The organism is Flavobacterium sp. HSC-32F16 (assembly GCF_024171645.1).
GTDB lineage: Bacteria > Bacteroidota > Bacteroidia > Flavobacteriales > Flavobacteriaceae > Flavobacterium.
Window position 1 is genome coordinate 50,509 of sequence record NZ_JALKAC010000006.1, and the last position, 22,436, is coordinate 72,944.

General features: G+C 35.4%; 17 protein-coding genes. 8 read left to right on the forward strand and 9 right to left on the reverse strand.

What is annotated here, in order from left to right:
• Nucleotides 1-43 precede the first annotated feature (43 nt).
• Together L1276_RS16800 and L1276_RS16805 are read left to right on the forward strand one after the other, a co-directional pair.
• Nucleotides 44-451 (forward strand): hypothetical protein, encoded by a 408-nt coding sequence (locus L1276_RS16800; RefSeq protein ID WP_253789768.1) that lies wholly within the window; start codon nt 44-46, stop codon nt 449-451.
• A 235-nt stretch (nt 452-686) separates the two neighbouring features.
• Nucleotides 687-1,076 carry a helix-turn-helix transcriptional regulator gene (locus tag L1276_RS16805; RefSeq protein WP_253789770.1) on the forward strand — a complete coding sequence of 130 codons (390 nt, stop codon included), beginning with the start codon at nt 687-689 and terminating at the stop codon, nt 1,074-1,076.
• Between the two features lie 56 nt (nt 1,077-1,132).
• Here the strand turns inward: L1276_RS16805 and L1276_RS16810 are convergent, their stop codons facing one another.
• The gene (locus L1276_RS16810; RefSeq protein ID WP_253789772.1) at nt 1,133-1,465 is read right to left on the reverse strand and encodes a YegP family protein; all 333 of its coding nucleotides are present in this window, start codon (nt 1,463-1,465) and stop codon (nt 1,133-1,135) included.
• Nucleotides 1,466-1,654: 189 nt separating this feature from the next.
• Here L1276_RS16810 and L1276_RS16815 point away from each other — a divergent pair, with 189 nt between their 5' ends.
• From L1276_RS16815 to L1276_RS16825, 3 genes are all read left to right on the forward strand, one after another.
• Nucleotides 1,655-2,140, forward strand: coding sequence for a copper resistance protein NlpE (locus L1276_RS16815; protein ID WP_253789774.1), 486 nt, complete (start codon nt 1,655-1,657; stop codon nt 2,138-2,140).
• 130 nt (nt 2,141-2,270) lie between these two features.
• Entirely contained in the window at nt 2,271-3,395 is a 1,125-nt protein-coding gene (locus L1276_RS16820) for an XdhC family protein (protein ID WP_253789776.1), read from the forward strand.
• On the forward strand, nt 3,385-3,987 hold the full coding sequence (locus L1276_RS16825) for an NTP transferase domain-containing protein (protein WP_253789778.1): 603 nt from the start codon (nt 3,385-3,387) through the stop codon (nt 3,985-3,987). The genes L1276_RS16820 and L1276_RS16825 overlap by 11 nt, the downstream gene beginning before the upstream one ends.
• A 175-nt stretch (nt 3,988-4,162) precedes the next feature.
• Here L1276_RS16825 and L1276_RS16830 read toward each other — a convergent pair whose 3' ends face one another.
• Complete coding sequence (locus L1276_RS16830) at nt 4,163-5,314, reverse strand: cysteine desulfurase family protein (protein ID WP_253789780.1); 1,152 nt, start codon at nt 5,312-5,314, stop codon at nt 4,163-4,165.
• Nucleotides 5,315-5,655: 341 nt separating this feature from the next.
• On the opposite strand from L1276_RS16830, the gene L1276_RS16835 reads away from it, so the two are divergent.
• Genes L1276_RS16835 through L1276_RS16845 form a run of 3 tightly spaced genes read left to right on the forward strand, consistent with a single transcriptional unit; the run spans nt 5,656 to nt 9,484 of the window.
• On the forward strand, nt 5,656-6,294 hold the full coding sequence (locus tag L1276_RS16835; RefSeq protein ID WP_253789782.1) for a 2Fe-2S iron-sulfur cluster-binding protein: 639 nt from the start codon (nt 5,656-5,658) through the stop codon (nt 6,292-6,294).
• On the forward strand, nt 6,291-7,271 hold the full coding sequence (locus tag L1276_RS16840; protein WP_253789784.1) for a xanthine dehydrogenase family protein subunit M: 981 nt from the start codon (nt 6,291-6,293) through the stop codon (nt 7,269-7,271). The genes L1276_RS16835 and L1276_RS16840 overlap by 4 nt, the downstream gene beginning before the upstream one ends.
• An 8-nt stretch (nt 7,272-7,279) precedes the next feature.
• On the forward strand, nt 7,280-9,484 hold the full coding sequence (locus L1276_RS16845; RefSeq protein WP_253789786.1) for a xanthine dehydrogenase family protein molybdopterin-binding subunit: 2,205 nt from the start codon (nt 7,280-7,282) through the stop codon (nt 9,482-9,484).
• Between the two features lie 478 nt (nt 9,485-9,962).
• Here L1276_RS16845 and L1276_RS16850 read toward each other — a convergent pair whose 3' ends face one another.
• The 7 genes from L1276_RS16850 to L1276_RS16880 all read right to left on the reverse strand — a co-directional run bounded on the left by L1276_RS16850 (nt 9,963) and on the right by L1276_RS16880 (nt 22,297).
• Nucleotides 9,963-10,526 carry a DUF2911 domain-containing protein gene (locus L1276_RS16850; RefSeq protein ID WP_253789788.1) on the reverse strand — a complete coding sequence of 188 codons (564 nt, stop codon included), beginning with the start codon at nt 10,524-10,526 and terminating at the stop codon, nt 9,963-9,965.
• Nucleotides 10,527-10,637: 111 nt separating this feature from the next.
• Complete coding sequence (locus L1276_RS16855) at nt 10,638-12,434, reverse strand: glycoside hydrolase family 2 protein (protein ID WP_253789790.1); 1,797 nt, start codon at nt 12,432-12,434, stop codon at nt 10,638-10,640.
• A gap of 9 nt (nt 12,435-12,443) precedes the next feature.
• Nucleotides 12,444-13,571, reverse strand: coding sequence for a T9SS type A sorting domain-containing protein (locus L1276_RS16860; protein ID WP_253789792.1), 1,128 nt, complete (start codon nt 13,569-13,571; stop codon nt 12,444-12,446).
• Nucleotides 13,572-13,711: 140 nt separating this feature from the next.
• On the reverse strand, nt 13,712-16,132 hold the full coding sequence (locus L1276_RS16865) for a glycoside hydrolase family 2 TIM barrel-domain containing protein (protein ID WP_253789794.1): 2,421 nt from the start codon (nt 16,130-16,132) through the stop codon (nt 13,712-13,714).
• An 89-nt stretch (nt 16,133-16,221) separates the two neighbouring features.
• Nucleotides 16,222-17,400, reverse strand: a complete 1,179-nt coding sequence (locus tag L1276_RS16870; RefSeq protein ID WP_253789796.1) for a glycoside hydrolase family 88 protein — start codon at nt 17,398-17,400, stop codon at nt 16,222-16,224.
• A 275-nt stretch (nt 17,401-17,675) separates the two neighbouring features.
• A complete protein-coding gene (locus L1276_RS16875; protein ID WP_253789798.1) occupies nt 17,676-19,196 on the reverse strand; it encodes a RagB/SusD family nutrient uptake outer membrane protein in 1,521 nt (506 codons plus the stop codon).
• Between the two features lie 98 nt (nt 19,197-19,294).
• Nucleotides 19,295-22,297, reverse strand: coding sequence for a TonB-dependent receptor (locus tag L1276_RS16880; RefSeq protein ID WP_253789800.1), 3,003 nt, complete (start codon nt 22,295-22,297; stop codon nt 19,295-19,297).
• Nucleotides 22,298-22,436: the final 139 nt, after the last annotated feature.

Below are 22,436 nucleotides of genomic sequence, written 5' to 3' on the forward strand. Positions count from 1 at the left end.
CTTTCACTAAATAGAGTCTTGTATTTTTTAATTATTTATTATTATGTTCATTTCCCTTACTCATGATCTAGTGCAGTTTAGCTACGGATCAAAAAAATGGCAGTACAGTTTTAATGAAATTGTAGAACTTGGACTGCTCAAAAAAAAGAGAACCTACCTCTTAGAAAATGGAGCCTTTATTGCAGTTACCGTTTTGGCGTATTACTGTATGATTTTTACCAATTTAATGGAGCTCTATTATGTAATTCCTGCATTATTGTGTTATACATTTTTAATTATTATGCGGTTTCACAACAATACTGAATTCGATTATTTCGTTATTGTAAAAGACATCTACCGAAAAGAAACCAAAGTAAAAATAAATGCTCAGGATCGCCCAGCGATTGGTAAGCAGATCGACAGCTATCTAAATTTTGAATTTAATCGAATTTTAGAAAAAACAAAAAACTAGACATTGCAATGAATCGAATATTGAACGACGTTTCTACATACGATTTTGCGTTTATTATTATTGCTCTAGTATATGGTTTTATCATTGTAATTAGAAAAAAATAAACAATTCCAGCTTCACTTACCTACAATTTGAAGCCGTATTTAGATTCAAAAACAAAAAGATATAGCTGCAATATCCTAAGTTTATCAGCGGCTGTTTCAGCTATACACGCCCGTCCCCTCAAATCAAACTTATGGCAACTTCAATCAAAAACAAAATCAAAAGCATTAGAGAGTTAAAAAATTATACTCAGGAATATATGGCAGATCAACTTGGTGTCACTCAGGCAGGTTATAGTAAAATTGAAAAAGGTAAAACTATATTATCCTATATTAAATTAGTAGAAATTGCAAAAATTTTAGAAGTCAGTGTAGAAGATATTATCAGTTTTGACAGCCAGAGATATTTCAACAGCTTTAATACCGTAAAAGGAAACAATAATAACGGCAGTATATTAATCAATTCAAACAATGATGAAGCTTTAAAAGAACTTTATGAAGATAAAATTAAACTTCTAGAAAAACTTCTCAATAAAACAGAAGAAGAATTAAGTCTTTATAAAAAGAAATTTGGTCACTTATAATAATAAAAAAAACGAGGTTTAAAAGCCTCGTTTTTTTTATTCCTGAATTTTTTTATTTAAACCGTCTGATCGTCAACAGCTGCATCCGGAGCATTTTTCTTCACAGATTCAATTCCGTTTTCTCTTGCCGACACACTTTCATACATTTCGCTTGAACCAATAATCTGGCCGTTACTTGCTTTTAGATTAAAATATGGTTTTCCGTTGCTGGATTCTTTTCTGTCATAACGACCGTCATCCTGCGAGTTTGTTTTTACAGATTCAATTCCGTTTGTTGCGGCCGCTTTGGTTGTGTAGCCCTCACTTGTTAAAATTGTCTGGCCGTTGCCGGCTTTCAAATTAAATTGAAATTCACCATTGGTTCTTTTAGTAATTACAAATTTTCCCATGTAGTATTATTTTAAATTAACTATAAATATTTTGCTATTGATAAAAATACAAAACTTGATGATATAAATGATATTGTAAGAAAAAATAATCGTTTATTATTTGTTAAGCACAATCGCAGAGTAATTAACATCTTGATTCTTAATGTAAGAAAATTTTGTATATTTGAATGAATGATAAATTTTAGTAAGATGAAAAATTTAGTTGTTTTATTAGCAATTGCAATTCAATTAACAGCTTGCAATTCAAAGAAAAAAGAAGAAAAAGTTACAAAATCAGAAACAGATTCTACGACTGTAAACACAGAAAAAAGTATAACTGAAACATTTTTGGTTTATGAAGGATTACTGCCTTGTGCAGATTGCAGCGGTATAGCAACAGTTCTTAAAATTGATCAGGGAAACGGAACCATGGAAGGTCAAAAATTTGAATTATCAAGTATTTATAAAGGAAAATCTCCTGAGAAAGAGTTTGTTGAAAAAGGAAATTTTAATACAGAAAGAGGTTTAGAAAGCGATCCTAACGGAACAACTTTTATCTTAAATTGGGATAAACCAGCAGACAAACAAATCTACTACGGTTATTTTAGTTCAGATACCAAAAAGATCTATATGCTGGACAGAAACAAAAAAATAATAAAATCAAAACTGAACTATTCTTTAGATCTTAAAAAATAAAACCTCGTTTTTCTATTCAAAATATTATAAACTTAAATCCGGTTTACTGCCTTTAAGTTTATAATATTTTTTATTTTTAGAGTATAAAAAGAATCATCAATGCTAAATTTTGTTGATGATCAATTATTTTATGAAGGAAATAAAGGAAATTCTTAAAGCTTATTCACAAGCAAAGTCCGAAGGAAAGAAAACAGCTTTGGCGACAGTTGTTAAAGTTGAAGGATCATCATACAGACAGCCGGGAGCCCGTATGCTGGTTACAGAAGAAGGACAGCTTACCGGTGCCATAAGCGGTGGATGCCTGGAAGGAGATGCACTTCGAAAAGCGCTGCTTTCAATCAACCAAAAACAAAATAAACTTATTACTTACAATACCAATAATGAAGATGATATCGAATTAGGCTTACAGCTTGGATGCAACGGAATTGTTCATATTTTGTTTGAATATATAGAAGATGAAGAGCCAAATAATCCGATACAGCTTTTACAACAACTAGAACTAGAAAGAAAAGAAGCCGTAATTGTTACCGTTTTTTCAATAAAAAGAAATGCGCAGCAAATAGGAACCGCATTATTTTTTAGAAAAGACAGTCCGGTTTTAAGCTATAAAAATGATGTTTTACATTTAATTTCTGATGTCAATGAAATATTACACACTAAAACTTCAATAGTAAAAAAGCTGTCAGAAGAAAACAACAGTGAAGCTTTAATCGAATATATAAAACCACCAATATCTCTTGTAATTGCCGGCGCTGGAAACGATGTACAGCCTTTGGTAAAAATGACTTCAATTTTGGGCTGGAAAATTACCATTGGCGACGGCCGTGCGACCCATGCCATAGAAAAAAGATTTCCCAAAGCAGATATTGTACAAGCTGTAAAACCGGAACAATTTTTAGAAAATATCGTAATCGACGAACAAACTTATTTCGTTTTGATGACGCACAATTACAAATACGATTTAGCGATTTTAAAAACATTATTAAAAACCAATTGTTGTTACATTGGAATCCTTGGCCCCAAAACGAAATTAAACCGAATGCTGGATGATCTTCAAAATGAAGGAATAAAGGTCAGCGATGAACAATTAGAACGCATTTACAGCCCTGTAGGTTTAGATATTGGAGCCGAAACTTCTGAAGAAATTGCACTTTCAATTGTTTCAGAAATCAAAGCCTTTTCAGCAGGAAAAAAGGGAACATTCTTAAGATATAAGCTGGGAAAAATACACGATGAAATTCATTATGGAGAATAAATTTCAAAATAAAACAGCGATTATTATTTTGGCAGCCGGAAGTTCTTCCCGATTAGGACGTCCGAAACAATTGCTGGAATATAAGGAATCAACACTTCTAAAAAATACAATTTCAGAAGCCCTAAAAGTACACGCTGCATTTGTAATTGTTGTTATGGGAGCCAATAATGAAATAATAGGAAAAGAATTAAATCCTGCCGAAATAATAACTTGTTTCAACGCAGATTGGGAAACCGGAATGGCATCCTCTATTGTAAAAGGATTAAATGAATTATTGCTTTTAAATCCAGATTGCAAAGAATGTATTCTAGCTGTTTGTGATCAGCCTTTTGTTACCAATTTAGTTTTCGAAAATTTAATCAGCGAATACCATAAAACAGGAAAAGGAATTATCGCTTCTTCATATTCTGAAACTTTAGGAACACCAGTTTTATTTCATAAAAAATATTTCGATGAATTGCTGGATTTGAAAGGACAGGAAGGAGCAAAGAAACTTATTAGGAAATATGCTGAAGACGTTATTTCTATTCCTTTTGAGAAAGGCAATATTGATATTGATACCGAGGAAGATTATAACAAGCTTTTTGAATAGAGGTTCAAAGGTACAAAGCGACAAAGGTTCAGAGGTTTAGTTTGTCATTCCTCTAAATGACAAACCGAGTTTTATAAGAAAAGAAAAAAATCTGCTAAATCTGCAGAATCTGCGTGAAACAAAAAACTTTGCACCTCTGCGACTTTGCGAGATTATTTCTCAAAACAAAAAAAACTTAGTGCCTTAGCGACTTAGCGGCAAATTCTCTCGCCAAAGCCAAAACCCGTTCAACCGCAATATCAATTTCTTCTAAAGTTGTGAATTTCCCCACACTAAAACGAATAGAATTCAAAGCCTCTTCATCAGATAATCCCATTGCTTTTAAAACATGCGAAGGTTCAGAAGTTACCGCAGAACACGATGCTCCATTTGAAACTGAAATATTCCCTAAAGCCATAATAAGCTGTTCAGAATTTACGCCCGGAAAACAAATATTGGAAGTATTATAAATTCGGTTTTGAATATTTCCATTTATAAAAGAACCTTCAAATTGCAGTAAACCAGATTCCAGTTTGTTTCGTAATAAATTAATTCTATTTAAATCTTTTTCTATTTCATTTACAGCTATTTCCGATGCTTTACCTAAACCAATAATTCCCGGAACGTTTAATGTGCCGCTTCTTAATTTTCTCTGTTGTCCACCGCCAATAATTTGCGAAAGCAGTTTTACTTTGGCTTTCGCCGAAACATACAAAGCGCCAATTCCTTTTGGTCCATAAAATTTATGTGCAGACAATGCCAAAAGATCAATTCCTAAAGCTTTTACATCCATCGGAATTTTTCCAACTCCTTGAGTAGCATCACATAAAAACAATACATTTTTTCTTTTAAGTAATGCAGAAATTTCACTGACATTTTGAATGACACCAGTTTCATTATTAGAAAGCATTCCTATGAAAACCAGCGTTTTATCTGTAATAATTTCACTTAAAAGATTAAGATCTAAAAGTCCGTCCTGACTAACAGGCAAATAACTTATTTCAAAACCAATACTTTCCATAAAAGTGCAAGTTTCGAGTACCGCTTTGTGTTCTGTTTCAATGGTAACGATATGTTTTCGATCTTGTTCTGCCAAACCTTTAATTGCTAAATTAATCGCTTCTGTTGCACCAGAAGTAAAAATGATCTCTTCGGGATCAGCATTAATTAAATCAGCAACTTGCCACGCAGCATTTTCTACAGCTTCATTTACTGTCAATCCTGCAATATGCTGACTTGTGGAATTAGCATAAAAATCGGTGAAATAAGGAAGCATAGCTTCTAGAACGCGTTCATCAACACGAGTTGTAGCATTATTATCGAGATAAATATTTTGTTGATTTGGCATAAATAAAAGCTTAGTCTTGTAAAAGTACAATTTTCAGAATAAAGAATAAAGGAGCTTGATAGGTGTTTTTTAACGGAAAGACCGCAAAGTATTTTTCTCCTAGTTATCTATAGAAAACACAAAGTTCGCAAAGCTTTGTGTAGATGAAGCTTTGCGAACTTTGCGTTTTTTGTAAAACCTAGCTTAAAAAAACTTTGCGTGCTTCGCGGTTAAATCTCGAAGTGAAATTGTAATTATTCTAAATAAGAGTAATGTTTGAATTTCATAACTTTTTGTGATTTAAGTTGATTAAATTTGTTAGAATGACAAAAGTGAATTTGCTAATTTAACAAATAGACTGAATGGATTCTAAGAAAACAAATCAGAATAAAGTAACTCCGGAAGATTCAAATTCGCGTCGGGACTTTATAAAAAAATCAGGACTTTTTACCGCTCTTGCTTTGGCACCGCCTTCATTGGTAATGGCTTCAGACAAGAAATGGGATGAAAAAATAGCGGAGTACTTAGAGACCGTTCCGCTTTCTATTGAAGTAAATGGTAAAAAACACAATCTTAACATCGAACCGAGAACTACTTTACTGGACTTGTTAAGAGAACAATTACAGCTTACAGGTACCAAAAAAGGCTGCGATCACGGTCAGTGCGGCGCGTGTACCGTTCACGTAAACGGAACGAGAATATTATCGTGCCTGACTTTGGCTTCTATGCAGCAAAATGCACAGGTGACAACAATTGAAGGACTTTCAAAAGGAAAAAAACTGCATCCCATGCAGGAAGCGTTTATCAAACATGACGGTTTTCAGTGCGGTTATTGCACACCGGGACAAATCATGTCGGGAATTGCTTGTATAAAAGAAGGTCACGCAAATAGCAGGGAAGAAATTAGTGAATATATGAGTGGTAATATCTGCCGTTGTGGCGCTTATCACAACATCGTTGATGCTATAACAGAAGTGAAGGAAGGAGGGAAGGAACTATGAAAAATTTTCAAATAATTAGAGCATTATCCTCGGGTTCCGCGGTAACCAATATCAGTAAAGAAAAAGAAGCAATGTTTATTGCGGGAGGAACCAATCTGGTGGATTTAATGAAAAAGAACGTAGTTGCTCCAGAAAAACTGGTTGACATTAACGGACTTGATCTTAAAAAAATAGAATTTTTAAAAGGAAAAGTTTCAATTGGCGCTTTGGCAAAAAACAGTCAGGTTGCCGAAGATGCTTCTATAAAAGAAAAACACCCTTTGCTGGCTTTGGCTTTAGCAGCGGGCGCATCGCAGCAAATCAGACACATGGCGACAGTTGGTGGCAACATGCTTCAAAAAACGCGTTGTTCGTATTTTTATAATACAGATATGCCCTGTAATAAAAGAACACCAAAAAGCGGCTGTGGCGCGATTGGCGGCTCAAACAGAATGCATGCGATTTTTGGCGCTTCAGACAGCTGTATTGCCGTTCATCCAAGCGATATGTGTGTAGCTTTGGCTGCATTAGACGCACAGGTTTTGGTGGAAGGGCCAAAAGGAAAACGACAAATTAAATTTACCGATTTTCATCGACTTCCTGGAAATACGCCCGAAAAAGACAATACTTTAGATGTTAAAGAATTAATTACTTCCGTTGAAATTCCTGATAATAATTTTACTAAAAATGTTCATTATTTAAAAGTCCGTGACAGAACGAGTTATGCTTTTGCATTGGTTTCAGTCGCTGTGGCTTTGGACTTAAAAAATAATGAGATAAAAGATGTTAAACTGGCAATGGGCGGTGTCGCTCATAAACCGTGGAGATTAACAGAAGCAGAGGATTTTCTGAAGGGAAAAGCAGTTTCAGAAGAAACATTTCGACAAGCGGCCAATTTAGCAATGAAAGGCGCTAGAGGATACGGTGATAATGATTTTAAAATTACACTTGGAGCCAATGCCATAACAGAAGCACTTACAATAGCAGCATCAAAATAATTAGAATTATGAGCAAGACAAGTAATATTAATAGAGTTGACGGATTTGCTAAAGTAACAGGTTCAGCAACTTATTCGGCAGAATATAAAACTGCTGGTGTTGTTTACGCCTGTTTGGTTGGAAGCACGATTGCGAAAGGAAGAATCAAAACCATTGATACTAAAAAAGCAGAATGGGCGCCAGGAGTTTTGGCGGTTATTACGCATTTAAACGTAGATAAACCTGTCGGTTACGAAAAAGCAAAAGACAAACATAATTTTGGTCAGCCGCTGCAGATTTTTAAAGATGATTCGGTTTTGTATTACGATCAGCCAATTGCTTTGGTCGTTGCCGATACTTTCGAACGTATGCAATATGCAGCGAGTTTAATTAAAGCGGATTATTTTAAAGAAGAACATTCGACTGAATTAAAAAAAGCAGCAGATAAAGAGAAAAAAGTAGAAACAGATAAAGGAAATGATTACCATCGCGGTGAACATGACGGATATAAAAATGCAGAAGTAGTTTTAGAGGCCGAATATACGATTCCAACAGAAGTTCATAACCCGATGGAATTGGCGAATATTATTGCGAAATGGGACGGAAATAAACCGATTTTATATACTAAAAGTCAAGGTGTTGAAGGAACAAGAAAAAGTGTTGCCGGAGTTTTTGGAGTTCCGGTTGAAGATGTTGAGGTTCATTCTGAATATCTTGGTGGTGCTTTTGGAATGGGATTACACACTTGGCCGTATGAAATTGCAGCTTTAATTGGTTCTAAGAAATTAAACCGTCCTGTAAAATTAGTTTTACACCGTGAACAAATGTTTACCAATGTTGGTTTCAGACCTTATACGATTCAGAAAATGGGTCTTGGTGCAACAAAAGCTGGTAAATTGACGGGATTGACTCATGAAGCAGTTGCCATGACTTCAAGTTATGAGGATTTTATGGAAGGAACCGTAAACATGTCACGATTTATTTATGATTGTGCTAATGTTTCTACTCGTTATAGAATTGTGCCTTTGGATACCTGCACACCAATCTGGATGCGCGGTCCGGGAGAAGCTACGGGGTCTTTTGCCTTAGAATCTGCTATGGATGAATTGGCGCATAAATTAAATATGGATCCAATTGAATTCCGCAAACTCAATTATGCCGAAAAAGATCAGGAACAAAATAAACCGTGGAGCAGTAAATATCTTCTGGAATGTTACGAAGGCGGAATGGAACGCATTGGCTGGAAAAACCGTAAAAATGAACCCGGTTCTGTCAAAGAAGGAAACTGGCTGGTGGGTTACGGAATGGGAACGGGAACTTTCGGCTGTTACAGAAGCCCGACCTCTGTAAAAGCAAAATTTTTACCAGATGGAAATTTAGTGCTTCAATGCAGTGTCAACGATATGGGACCCGGAACAGCAACCATGATGACGGCGATTGGTGCCGAAATTACAGGTCTTCCTGCTGAAAACGTCATTATTGAAATGGGAAAAAGCGGATTGCCAAAAGGTCCAACGCAAGGAGGATCTGCAACGACTTCGTCTGTTGGTTCTGCAGTTCACGATTCGTGTAATTTGTTAGTTAGTAAAGTATTGGAATTGGCAACACAGAATCCGATTTTTAAAGGAATTGGCATTACGGATTTAACTTTTGAAAATGGTTTAATTGCTGCTAAAAAAGATAAAACAAAAACGATTGCTTTAACTTCTTTACTAACCGCTAATAAATTAGAAGGATTAGAAGTTGAAAATCTCTCAAAAGGGGTGGAAGAAGCGAAGAAATATTCGATTTATTCGTTTTCAGTTCACTTTGTAAAAGTATTAGTGAATCCGAATTTAGGGAAAATACGATTGGCGCATGTTGTTTCTTGTGCCGATATTGGAACGGTTATTAACCAAAAAACGTCAGCTGGACAAATGTACGGCGGTGCAGTAGGAGGTATCGGAATGGGATTAATGGAAGCGTTGGAAATTGATCATCGTTTTGGCCGTCCAATAAACAACAATTTCGCTGATTACCATGTTCCCGTAAATGCCGATATTGAAAAACAAGAAGTATTTTTCGTCAATAAAAAAGACCCAATCAGCAATCCAATGGGAACAAAAGGTCTTGGTGAAACGGCTTTGGTCGGAATGGCGCCTGCAATTGCAAATGCCGTTTTTAATGCAACCGGAAAACGTGTACGAGATTTACCAATTACATTGGATAAAATTATAGAAACGGTTAAGGTTTAAAACAAAAAAGAGACATTGAAAAATGTCTTTTTTTTTGCGCCGTTATTTTAAAATATAACCCGTGGTTTCAACCACGGGTATGCGTGATCGTGTTTTGATTTCGTCCCCGTGGTTGAAACCACGGGTTATGTCTGCAAAGGATTGTGTTTGTAAATGCGAAGAAACTTATTTAAACAAAAAAGGGATTTATTTTTTTCGATTCCTATTTTCAAATATAGCCCGTGGTTTCAACCACGGGGATAAGGGATCATGTTTTGATTGCGTCCCCGTGGTTGAAACCACGGGTTATGTCTGCAAAGGATTGTGTTGTTAATACGAGGAGATTTATTTAAACAAAAAAGGGATTTATTTTTTTGATTCCTATTTTCAAATATAGCCCTTGGTTTCAACCACGGGGAGCAATGCATATAGATATAGAGAATAATAAAAGAGAGACATTGAAAAATGTCTCTCTTTTAGATATCGAAAAAACGATCAATTATTTAACCGTAATTGGTAATTCAACCGTTGTTTTATCCCAACCAATAACTAAATTAGCAATGTTACCTTGACTTGTAAAAGCAATAGATAAAGCTTCGATAGTTTCGTTTACCGATTTAACAGGAACAGAAACTCTAACTACGTCTTTGCTTTCGTCATAAGCATAACCTCCCCATAAATCCAATTCTTTATTGATGATAATAGTCCATTTGTCTTTTTCTGGAATAGCAAATAAACTGTAGTATCCAGCTGGTACTTTTTTACCGCCAATTGTTACGTCTTTGTAGAATTTGATTTCTGTATTTTCATTGGCACCAACTCTCCAAACTTCTCCAAACTTAACTATATCTCCAAAAATAGTTCTTCCTTTTACAGAAGGTCTAGCATAAGTAACTTTAACAACTGGATTTGGATTGTCAGTTTTTTTGAATTTAACTGCTTTGTTTGGGAAATAAGAAATATCAACCGGACTAGCATCAAGCGGAGCAAATTTTACCACATCTTGAGCCTGAACTGTAACAGCAGTAAATAAAATAACTGCCAATAAACATAATTTTTTCATAAGATTACAATTTTTAGAATAACTACAAAGTAAGCTAATAATGAAGAAAAATCATATAATTCTAATTTGTTTTTTGTTAATGAATTGATAATACTCTTTCATCTTTCCTCTTCACTCTTTCCTCTTTTTCGCGTACCAATCTTGCATAATATAAAATGCCTTTTTCTTTTCGCCGTCATTTGAGATTAAACCTTTACGATTGTAACCGTCCTGAATTCCTGGAAGCAATCGTTTTGGAGATCTGAAATCAACTAAAATCCAAGGACTTATTCCGCTTAGATGTGGAATCTTTTCAATCATTTTTAAATTCTGAATGTATAAATATTCTTGATATTCTTCTGTCCATCTTTCGTTTTTTTCTCCATGAAAGCCCGCTTTGGCATCACCTCCAAATTCAGAAACAAAAACAGGTTTGTTGTATGGCGTAGTCCAGAATGTTTTTTCAGCATTTTCTAAGTTACCGCCGTACCAGCCTAAATATTGATTAAAAGCAATAATGTCAAGCGATTTACCAATTTCATCATCAATCTTTCCGTTATGCGTTAATAAAGCGGCACTGATTAATCTTGTATCGTCTAATGACTTTGTATGAGTTACCAAATTCGTGATAAAAGTATTTCTCGCATCAGAAACCGGAGTTTCATTTGCCATAGACCAGATTACAATACTGGCTCTGTTTTTATCTCTTGTAATAGCAGCCGTTAATTGATCCTGTGCATTTTGATAGGTATTTTTGTTAGTGAATTCAACTGTCCAGTAAACAGGAATTTCTTCCCAAACCATTAATCCCATTTTATCCGCTTGCCTAACCATGTTTTCATTATGGGGATAATGTGCCAGACGAACATAATTACAGCCCAATTCTTTTGCCCAGTTTAATAAACGCAAAGCATCTTCTTCAGAATTAGCTCGTCCGCCTTTAGCATTTTCTTCGTGAATAGAAATTCCTCTTAGAAAGACTGGTTTTCCGTTTAATAATATTTTGTCACCTTGCGTTTCAATTGTTCTAAAACCAATTTTATCCTTTAAATTTTGTCCGTTAAAATCGATTTTCACCTCATATAATTTCGGATTTTCAGGAGACCAATAAGAGATTTTTTTAGCTGGAATTTCAAAATTTAAAACCCCGTCAGCATTAATTTTTCCTTTGTAATTGATTTTTAATTCAGGAATAGAAATCGAAATCTGATTTTTTGAAGCATCTAAATTGTTAATTTTAATAAATCCAGAAATAACATTTGCATTTCCTTTTTTCAGCTGAATCGTATAATCTTCCACAAAAGAAGATTCTTCTTCAATTAAAGTAACATCTCGAGTAATCCCGCCGTAATTCCACCAATCGGTATTCACAGTAGGAACATCTTCTTTGTGACGTGTATTATCCACTTTAATAACCAGATAATTTCCTGTTGGTTTTACAATTGAAGTAACTTCATAATTAAATGGCGTAAAACCGCCTTGGTGCGTTTCCAGTTTTTTTCCGTTTAAATAAACATCAGCTTTGTAATTAATGGCTCCCAAATACAAAAACAGACGTTTGTTAGCAGCTAAATTGTAATCGAAAGATTTTTTAAACCAAACATTTCCTTCGTAATATTTCAGTTCCGTTACCTGTGAATTCCAGTCGCCCGGGATATTGATTGTCGGCGATTTATCAAAATCGTATTCTACTAATTCTTGTTTGTTTACCGCATGATAGTTATTGAAGAATGCGCCTTTTGCCGGTTTTTCCTGTTTGTCATATTGATCAAGATGAAAGCTGTAAAAGCCTGTTTGATACGGATCAATAATGTAGTTCCAAACACCGTTTAATGAAGTCGTATTCCGGTTTGAAACGTTGGAAATTAAATCCTGAGATTGTCCAATAAAGGATGAAATCAACAGAAAAAGGATAATTAGTTTTTTCATTTGTGAAATTTATTTTTTAACCATTTTTATACCTTTCGAAAAGGTATTTTCTTTTTTGAATTTGATAATGTAAAGTCCCGATTTCAAAGAAGCTACATTTACACTTTCTGATAAGGTGTCGTTAAGGATAACTTGTTTTCCGCTGCTGTCGTAAATTCTCAACCCTGTATATTGATTTAAGATAACGTCTGACAGCTGCAATTTATCTCCAACAGGATTGGGAAATTGTATAAGTGCTTTGTCTGATACATTTTCTTTTGAAGATAAAGAAGTCAATTCTTCAATGCTGAAATCAGAAAAACGCATGGCTTCGTCTCTCATATTGGCAATATCAGCCAGACTTCGATAGATTCCCCATTTTGGACGAATAAAAGAATTTGCCGCATACACGACACCCGAAGCCGATGTATAAGCAGGACGAATCGTTTGAATATTAGCATTGCTGTAATCCATTAAAACAGTTCCGTCGCTTACTTTTTTTATAATTATTGAATAAGCTCCCTGTAATCCTATTTTTAAGGTCTCTACGGCTTCAACCCAAATTCCTTCAAATAAAGACATGTTTAGATTTTGATATTTTATGGTTGAAGCTGCAGCATCTTTATCATAAATTAATTCCAGCCGCGTTCCTCCATTAGATAATTTTCTCAGAGTCAAAGTAAACAGCGGATCGTCATCGTCTCCGTCTACCGCTTTTACCTGATGAATGTGTGTAAAACTTGTAGTAGGTTTGAATCCTGCCGGTACTTTAAAACGCCATTTGTATTGTATCGTTTCGCCAATAATTCCTTTTAAATTATCCGGAGAAGGCGAGTAAGATTTAATTTCAACACGCTGTCTGTCCGTTTTTCCCGCTACAGGTTCATTATCAGGAGGTGTATTGCTCACATGCGAATAAAATTCAAAAACATATTTGTTTAGTTCAGCATCAAAAACCTCGGCAATATGACGTCCAAAACTGGGATGAATAACATCTGGAGCTTCAATCGCTCCGTTTGTTGTTCCAGGAGCTAATACGTTCGTAATTAATTCGTAAGTCCCAATTCCGTCAGGACCATCGGCATTTAATATTACTTGTGCATTGCCAGCAAAACTTGTCAATACTAAAACAATGATATAAAAAGAGGTATTTTTCATAAGTATTTAGTTTAATTGATTGTTTTTAATTCATTTTGTCAATTTCGACTGAAAGGAGACTCGAAATGACATACTTCATGCATATTTTACAAAATCTTTCTAATCCTTTTAATCTGTGGCAAAAAACTTTGCGGTTAAACTTAATTAACCGGAATCTTCAAATATTCCCCTTTAAAACTCTGGTTTAAAGCCGTCATTTCAATAGGGCTGCCTGATCCGTCAGGAATTACTTCAATCGAAGCTTTTCCGTTTGCCATTTTTATAGATTCACTTCCTGTTGGTGTTCCCTGACTTTTTAAAGTCTTTCCGCCTTTTAAACATTGGAAATAAACACTTTCCTCATAATCTAAACAACGTAAATTATTATTATCAATTGCAATTGCCGTTACCATATAATTGCCATTTTTTAGTTTTGCTGATGATAATTGCAACGAAGAAGCCGTATCATTTTTATTGAAACGATAATTGACTTTTATGGTATCAGAAACTGTTTTTTCGTCTTTATTTTTACCAATGGCAATTAGAATATTTTCTCCTTTTTTAAAATTGACATCCCAAGTTAACCCATTTGCAGGATAAAGAGAAAGATTACGTTGTTTTTCACCCAATGATTTTCCGTCATGGAATAAAGTCACTTTTTCGCAGTTACTGAAAACGCTGATTGTTCTCGGGGTATTTTCAGGTCCCTGACGTTCTGTCCAGGTATGCGATTCTATATAGGTAAAAGGTTCTTTTGCCCAATAACTTTTAAAAACATAATACGCATCTTTCGGATTCCCATTTCGGTCTGTCAATCCTTTTTGATTCATGTAAGGAATATCATCTTCCGGACGTAACGGCGTTGCAAAATCCTTAAATGCCCATTGAACATTACCCCCGAACTCTGGATCATTCTCGGATATATGCAAATGCCAGTCAAATAAATCTACGATATAATTTTCGCTCCAATCGCCAATTTGGGCAATGTTGGCCACTTTAGTCTGCACAATGGCTTCTTCCCATCCTTCGGCTTTAATTACATTTTCGCCTGTTACCGGATTCTCGCTGTGACGTCCAACGTGGCTGTCTCCGCCATATTCAGCATGAATGAAATGTTTGTATTCTTTTTTGTAAACATTAATCGCTTTTTGGTAGCTTTTATAACTTCCGGAATACCACCCAGACCAGATAGAAGGTGAGAAGACATCTACGATATGCGAGCCTTCATAATATTTTCTAATCGCTGTTTTTCTTGTTGGATCCAGTTTATGTGCAATATCGTTTAATTCAGATAAAATAACATTTGTTTTTTCGGTATTATCGCCGTCAGGAAAATCAGGAAGCCAGTTCATTTCATTTCCAAGCGACCAGATAATAATACTTGGATGATTGTAATTTTGATTGATGATTTCGGCCAGCATATTTTTGGTATTCTTTTTCCAAACTTCATTACCAATACCACCGCGGCACCAAGGCAGTTCATCCCAAACCAAAAGTCCCAGTTCATCGCAGGCTTTATAAACTTCAGGATCTTGCGGATAGTGTGCCAGGCGAACAAAATTAGCACCCATATCTTTGATCGATTTCATATCTGCCCAATGCTGCTCGTTGCTCATGGCGGCCCCAACTCCTGCTTGTTCTTCATGACGGTGTGTACCGCGAATTAATAAACGTTTTCCGTTTAGGTAAAAAGGACCATGATCTTTAAACTCAAACCATCTAAAGCCTACTTTTTCAGAAATGCTGTCTTTGATTTGATTTTTCTCTGATAAAACAGCTGTCAGTTTATATAAATTTGGTTTTTCGGTATCCCAAAGTTCTGGGTTTTTGATGTTTTCGAAAGTAATTGTCGAAGTTTTATCCGAAACAGGAATCGTTTTGCTAGCGACTTTTTTGCCTTTTGAGGTTTTAAGTGTTACGGTTAACGATAAATCTTTTGAATGATCTGCATTTACAAAAGAAGAAACAATTTGCACCGAAGCTTTTTTAGCCGATACTTCGGGAGTTGTAATCTTTACATTCTCAATATGATTTTTGTATTTTGAAACCAGCCACACATCGCGCGTGATTCCTCCGTAAATAAAGAAATCACTTTTTTGAGACGGAATAATTTCGATGTCGTAACTATTATCAACGCGAACAAAAATATCGTTGTTTCCTTCTTTTATAAAATTGGTAATATCGATAGAAAACCCAATGTAACCGCCAATATGACTTCCGGCTTCTTTTCCGTTTACATACACTTTTGTGGTTACGTTTGAACCTTCAAAGTATAACGAATACACGCTGTTTTTATCAATATTCGAAATGTTTAATTTCTTTTGATACCAGCTGGCGTCGCGTCTGTAACCCGGATTTAAATCCGTTACATCTTCGGCATTCCAGGTATGAGGTAAATTTAACGAAGTCCAGTTTGTTGCTTTTTGTGCTTCGCTGAGGTTTGAGGTATGATTTTCTAAATAAAGCCAATTGTCGTTAATATTCATCTTTGTCTGAGCAAAACTGCTGCTCAGACAAACCTGAAAAAAAACAAAAAGCGCAAAAATTGAAAATGTATTATTTTTATACAGTCGGTTCTTCATAAGTTGTTTTTTTAGACTCAAAGGTTCAGAGGTTCAAAGACTCAGAGGTTCAAAGGCTAAATATCTTTGTCGCTTTGTACCTCTCTTCGCTACTTTCTTCTTAATAACGCTTCCAGAAAATAATAATCGGCGTAGATTATGGGTTCATCAATTTCATCGTGTTTTGGCCAGTTTCCTGTGCTGTGATCAAAAAGAAAAGGCGCCTTGATTTTAGAATTCAGAATGTATTTGTCAGTTTGTACCGATGCCATTACTTTATCGGCGAAAGCCAAATAAGTTTGATTTTTAGTATAGCTGTATAATTCATATAATGCCGATGCCATAACCATTGCAGCAGAAACATCGCGAGCCGAATTTGGAATACTTGGATCTTTAAAATCCCAATACGGAATTCCGTCTTCAGGCAGATTTTTATTGTTTATAAAAAACTTAGCTGTTGCTTCGGCTTGTTTTAAATAAGCTGGATCTTTTGTGTATCGATAGGACATGGTAAATCCGTAAACGGCCCAGCCTTGTCCGCGCGCCCAAACCGAATCATCATTGTATCCCTGAAGTGTCGTTTTCTTTCTAACTTCACCTGTATTCGGATTATAATCAATAACATGATAACAGCTGTTGTCTTCCCTAAACTGATTTTTCAGCGTTGTATTAGCGTGTTTAATGGCTATATCGCGGTATTTTGGATTTCCAGATAATTTAGAAGCTTCAAAAAGTAATTCCAGATTCATCATATTATCAATGATTACGGGATAATCCCAAATTTCTTTGTTGAAATCCCAAGAACGAATCGAACCCACTTTTGAATTAAACCTCGTGCATAAAGTTTCAGCGCCTTTAATAATTACGGCTTCGTAGTCTTTCTTGTTTTCCACTTTTAGGGCTTCTCCAAAACTGCAAAACACTTTAAAACCTACATCATGCGAATTACTGTTGACACTTTCCTTTTTGCTGAAAGGAGTCCATTTTTGAGCTTGTTCTCTATATTTTGAGTCGCCTGTTAATCGGTATAACTGCCAAAGATTTCCGGCAAAAAAACCGCTTGTCCAGTCTCTTGAAGGAACTTTGCGAATTTCATTGTTTTTGATATTCATGCTTCTTGGCATCGACATAGAATCTACCGGATAATCGAGTAACATTTTGTAACGCGTTTCCAGTAATTTTTCTGCCGTAACAGATGCATTTGTTGTTTGAGAATTAATTCCGGATTTGCACGCTGTCATCAGCGATGCAAACCCAAGAATTAGAGAAATGAAACTAACATTCTTCATATTAAATATATTTTGGTAACTAAATTTTGGACGCGAATTAGACTGATTCGCTATCGCGAAGAAGCGGATTATGCTGATTTTTTATTTCACGCAGATTTGTACAGATTAAATCAGATTTAAAATAGATTTTTTTTGAATAATCTATGTTTAAAAGATTTTTGAAATTTTAAAATATGTTTAAAAATCTGCGTTCTCTGCTAAAATCCTTTTTTAATCTGCGTGAAACTAAGACATGATAATTTTTGCAATAACAAATCAGTGGCATCCGAGTTTAATTAATAACCAGGATTATTTGGTTTTAAATTCGGATTAATAGCTAACTCTGTTCCTGGTAACGGCCATAAATAATCCTTGTTTGGATCAAAATTAGCATGAGGTTCAAGACCTGCGGGACCAAAAACTTCAGGTCCATTTTTAAGTCTTTTGATATCGTACCATCTTATATATTCAAAGGCAAGTTCTAATCTTCTTTCGTCAATAACCATTTTTCTGAAATCGGCCTGAGATAAGCCCGGAGTTACGTTTGCAGGGAAAGAAACCAGTTTTCCAGCTTTATTTCTTGCTCTTGCACGAACACGATTTACATAACCGTCTGCTTCTGTAGTTCCCGGTGTAATTTCGTTTAAAGCTTCGGCAGCGGTTAATAAAACTTCTGCAAAACGCATCGTGATATAATTGTGCTGTGAAGTTCTTCCGTTAGCACCAGCTTTTCCCGGAAAACGGAAATATTTTGCAATATGCGGACGCGGCGCTTTTTCGTTATCGCTTGATGGAAAAACCTGCAAAGCACCGCCCGGACCTGTTTTCTTTCTAATAATAGTATCAAAACTTACGGCTCTTCTGTAATCTCTTTGATCCCATGTTGTAAATACTTTTAAGGACGGAACGGCAACAGAAAATCCCTGCCCGTAACTGTAACTGTCATCTTTTAAAGAACCTGTAAAAAATGCGGTATAATCCTGACCGTAATTTCCAGAAGTAAGATTGTTAAAGTCAATTGTAAATAAAGGTTCTTTTAATGAAGCCGTTTTTGTTGCGTTAAATAAATCCTGAAAATCTGCATCAAGACCTAAACCAAATTTAGCTTCGTTTGTAATCACAAATTTAGACTCGTCATACGCTTTTTGATATTGTCCTAAAGTTAAATAAACAGAAGCTAAATAACCTGCCGCAGTACCTTTTCCGGGAACGGCTTTTACTTTTGGTTTATCTTCCAGCCATTGTTTTGCAAATTCTAAATCGGCTATAATTTTTGGATAAACATCAGCTTCTTTGGTTCTGCTTAAAGAATTGATCTGCGAAACATCGTTTACCACAAAATCAATATATGGGATATCTCCAAAAAGACGCACTAAATGGTAATAGGTAAAAGCTCTTGCAAAATAAGCCTGAGCTACAATTGCGTTTACTTTTGCCGGATCTCCCGGCGTTTTTTTAGCACCTTCAATTGCCTGATTTGCAGCTGTGATAATCACATACGATTGCGGCCAAAAATTTGCTACAAGTGCATTGGTATCGTTCATACTCATATCGTTTACATCAATACGCGCTGCCTGTGTGGTTCTATCGCCAATATCAGACATATCATCGCGGAGCATAAGAGCAATTGTAAATTCTCTTCCCCAATAATTATTGTGTGCAATATTGGCAAAAGCTCCGTTTACAGCTGCTTGTAAATCATCTGTATTGTTAAAAAAGTTGTCTGGACGAATGATACCTACCGGTTTTTCTTCCAGATCAGAACATCCAAAAAAAGTGAGTGTTCCGAAGAATAGAAATGCTATATATTTTTTCATATGTGGATAATATTTGTTTTTTAACGGAATATGGAATCGCCATTCTGAATTCTATTATTTGATTTTGAATCATGGCGGTTTCCTGATATTTTATTAGACTAAAATTTTACATTAAGACCCATTGTAAACGTTCTCACGTTTGGATATCCGCCATAATCTAATCCTAAATTGGTGTTGCTTCTTGAATTATTATCATTTAAGTAACTTGTTTCAGGATCTGTACCCGGATAATCTGAAATCGTCCAAAGGTTTTGTGCACTGATGTAAAAGCGAACCTTATTTAATCCCATTTTAGAAACAATATTATCGCTTAAACTATAGCCTAACGAAATGTTTTTTAAACGAATGTAGCTTCCATCATATACAAATCTTGACGTAATTCTTTTGGTTCTTGCCGCATTAACAGGAACGTTTGTATCAGTATTAGTTGGTGTCCATGAATCTAAAACCTCTGTTGTAGCATTATTATTTCCTGATGCCAGTTCCATTAAAGTATAGTTTAAGATCTGGCCTCCTTGTGATCCCTGAAAGAAGATATTCAAATCCAGATTTTTATAAGTGAAATCATTATTTAAACCAAAAATGAAATCAGGATTTGGGTTTCCGATGATTGTTTTATCTTGTGAATCCAGTTTTCCGTCACCATTAACATCTCTGAATTTTTCTCCTCCGGCAATCGTTTCAAAATTCCCTGGTAAAACGGCTTCACCTTGTTGAATTACACCATCATAAACAAACCCAAAGAAAGAACCAACTGGCTGACCCACTCGTAAAATCTGAGATTCTGTTGCCAAGAAGTGCCCCGGCGCAGAGTTAATTAAAAGGTCTTTATTATCAGCTAATTTCAATACTTTGTTTTTGTTTGAAGAAATATTGAAACTTGTAGACCATGTAAAATCAGCACCAATAAAGTTTTTGGTATTAATACCCAATTCCCAACCTTTGTTTTCTAATTCTCCCACGTTTTGAAGCTGAGAAGCAATTCCTGAAACTCCCGGAAGCGGTCTGTTAAACAATAAATCTTTCGTGATCGTTTTGTAGTAATCTGCCGTAATACTGATTCTATTATCAAACAAACCCAAATCAATTCCATAATCCTGCTGATACGAAGTTTCCCATTTTAAATTCGGGTTATCCAAAGAAGTCAGCTGAACTGCGTTTACAATTACGTCACCACTTACATAATAAATTTCAGAAAATCGCGAAAGAGTAGAGTAGGCACCAATAGAAGGGTTACCTGTTGCACCATAACTGGCTCTTAATTTTAAGTTTGAAATGGTTTTGCTGTCTTTTAAGAAAGCTTCTTTACTAATATTCCATCCAATTGCTCCAGATGGAAAAGTTCCGTATTTAAAGTTTTTACTAAAGCTGGAAGAACCATCTCGTCTTGCAGTAAAAGTCAGTAAATAACGATCGTCGTAATCAAAATTTAATCTTCCAAAAGCGGAAATTAATTCTGTTTCAGATAAACCGGAATCTGGTTTTAAGAACACAGTTCCGGCACCTAAATTTCTATAAGAGTTGGTATTGGTTAAAAATCCTCTTGAAGCCGCATACGAATTTTCATTTTTGTTTTTTTGGTACGAGTAACCGCCCAAAACCGTTAAAACTCCACGGTCGATAATTTCACGTTTAAAAGTCAAATAATTCTCTGTCAAGAAAGAAGAAAATCTTGTATTGTTTACTGAAGCTTCACCTTTGATGTTTTTTCCGGCAATTAAAGTAGAAGGAATAAATCTTCCCGTTTGCGAATTATTATCGGTTAAACCTAAAGTAGTTTTAAAATTAAGATCTTTTGTAATTTGGTAAGAAGCAAAGAAATTATTTCGGTTTACAATAGAAACGGTTTCCAGAATATTTTCCATTGCCGTTGCATACGGATTGTCAATATCATCACCAATTGGAGCCGTTGTAGTATACGTACCATCGGCATTATAAATACCTTTGTCCGGCATAAATCTGTATGCCGATGCAATTACACCCGCAGCACCCGTTCCTCCGGCACCTGTCTGACTAATAATTCCTTCTTTGTTTTGTTTGCTGGTAAAAGTGTTTAAACCCACTTTTAATTTAGGAGATAAATCGGCTTCAAGATTGCTTACAATCGTGTATTTATCGATTCCGGAATTAATTACAACTCCATCCTGATTGAAATATGTTCCTGAAACGTAATATCTCACATTCTCAGATCCGCCCGAAAATGACAATTGTGTATTCGAAATCATTCCATCGCGATAAATAGTATCCTGCCAGTCTGTGTTTGCCGGACCTTGTGTATGCGTGGTAAAACTTTTTCTATACGCCGCAAACTGATCAGCATTTAATAAATGCAGTTTATTGTTTACAGATTGTATCGAAGTAGAATTACTAAATTCAATTACCGGTTTTCCTGGTTTTCCTTTTTTAGTCGTAACCATAATAACTCCGTTTGAACCTCTTGATCCGTAAATTGCCGTTGCCGAAGCATCTTTTAAAACTTCGATAGAAGCAATATCCTGAGGCGCCGGCATAGAAACTCCTGCAAAACCATCAACAACAACAAGGGCATCTCCGCTCGCATTAATTGAAGTACCGCCTCGAACTCTGATTTTTACCGGAGCGCCCGGCTCGCCGCCATTATTGGTTTGTACCGAAACTCCCGCAGCACGACCCTGCAAAGCCTGCTCTGCATTTAAAAGTGGATAAGCAGTTAACTCTTTTGCTGTTACAGATGATACAGAACCGGTAATGTCACTTTTTTTACGAGTCCCATAACCCACAACGATAACTTCATCAAGATTTTTAGTATCCGGTTTTAAGCTTACATTTATTACGGTTTTGTTTCCTACCGGAATTTCAACGGTTTGGTAGCCTACAAAATTAAATACTAAAACAGGATTTTTCTCTGAAATGATAACAGTGTAATTTCCGTCCATATCCGCAGAAGCTCCAACCGAGGAGTTTTTGATATAAACATTTGCGCCAGGAAGCCCGAGTAAATCTTCGCTGGAAGTTACTTTTCCGGTAACTTTTCGATCCTGTGCATTCATCACGATATTTACCAGTAAAAAAGCTACCGGTAAAAACCATTTAAACGATTTGATTTTTTGGTTTGTCAACATTCATTTTTTGGTTTTAAGGTTAATGTTAGATAAAGTAGAAAAGCAATAGACTCATTCCGATTATAATGATGACAAATAAAATTTGCAGCAATAAAAAGTGCGGTTTACTGTTTTTCATGAGGCAAATATATAGGCCGAA

Bases quoted from the DNA above. Each gene is read 5' to 3' on its own strand.
- L1276_RS16800 (WP_253789768.1), top strand. From the start codon at position 44: ATGTTCATTTCCCTTACTCATGATCTAGTGCAGTTTAGCTACGGATCA.
- L1276_RS16805 (WP_253789770.1), top strand. From the start codon at position 687: ATGGCAACTTCAATCAAAAACAAAATCAAAAGCATTAGAGAGTTAAAA.
- L1276_RS16810 (WP_253789772.1), bottom strand. From the start codon at position 1,465: ATGGGAAAATTTGTAATTACTAAAAGAACCAATGGTGAATTTCAATTT.
- L1276_RS16815 (WP_253789774.1), top strand. From the start codon at position 1,655: ATGAAAAATTTAGTTGTTTTATTAGCAATTGCAATTCAATTAACAGCT.
- L1276_RS16820 (WP_253789776.1), top strand. From the start codon at position 2,271: ATGAAGGAAATAAAGGAAATTCTTAAAGCTTATTCACAAGCAAAGTCC.
- L1276_RS16825 (WP_253789778.1), top strand. From the start codon at position 3,385: ATGGAGAATAAATTTCAAAATAAAACAGCGATTATTATTTTGGCAGCC.
- L1276_RS16830 (WP_253789780.1), bottom strand. From the start codon at position 5,314: ATGCCAAATCAACAAAATATTTATCTCGATAATAATGCTACAACTCGT.
- L1276_RS16835 (WP_253789782.1), top strand. From the start codon at position 5,656: ATGGATTCTAAGAAAACAAATCAGAATAAAGTAACTCCGGAAGATTCA.
- L1276_RS16840 (WP_253789784.1), top strand. From the start codon at position 6,291: ATGAAAAATTTTCAAATAATTAGAGCATTATCCTCGGGTTCCGCGGTA.
- L1276_RS16845 (WP_253789786.1), top strand. From the start codon at position 7,280: ATGAGCAAGACAAGTAATATTAATAGAGTTGACGGATTTGCTAAAGTA.
- L1276_RS16850 (WP_253789788.1), bottom strand. From the start codon at position 10,526: ATGAAAAAATTATGTTTATTGGCAGTTATTTTATTTACTGCTGTTACA.
- L1276_RS16855 (WP_253789790.1), bottom strand. From the start codon at position 12,434: ATGAAAAAACTAATTATCCTTTTTCTGTTGATTTCATCCTTTATTGGA.
- L1276_RS16860 (WP_253789792.1), bottom strand. From the start codon at position 13,571: ATGAAAAATACCTCTTTTTATATCATTGTTTTAGTATTGACAAGTTTT.
- L1276_RS16865 (WP_253789794.1), bottom strand. From the start codon at position 16,132: ATGAAGAACCGACTGTATAAAAATAATACATTTTCAATTTTTGCGCTT.
- L1276_RS16870 (WP_253789796.1), bottom strand. From the start codon at position 17,400: ATGAAGAATGTTAGTTTCATTTCTCTAATTCTTGGGTTTGCATCGCTG.
- L1276_RS16875 (WP_253789798.1), bottom strand. From the start codon at position 19,196: ATGAAAAAATATATAGCATTTCTATTCTTCGGAACACTCACTTTTTTT.
- L1276_RS16880 (WP_253789800.1), bottom strand. From the start codon at position 22,297: ATGTTGACAAACCAAAAAATCAAATCGTTTAAATGGTTTTTACCGGTA.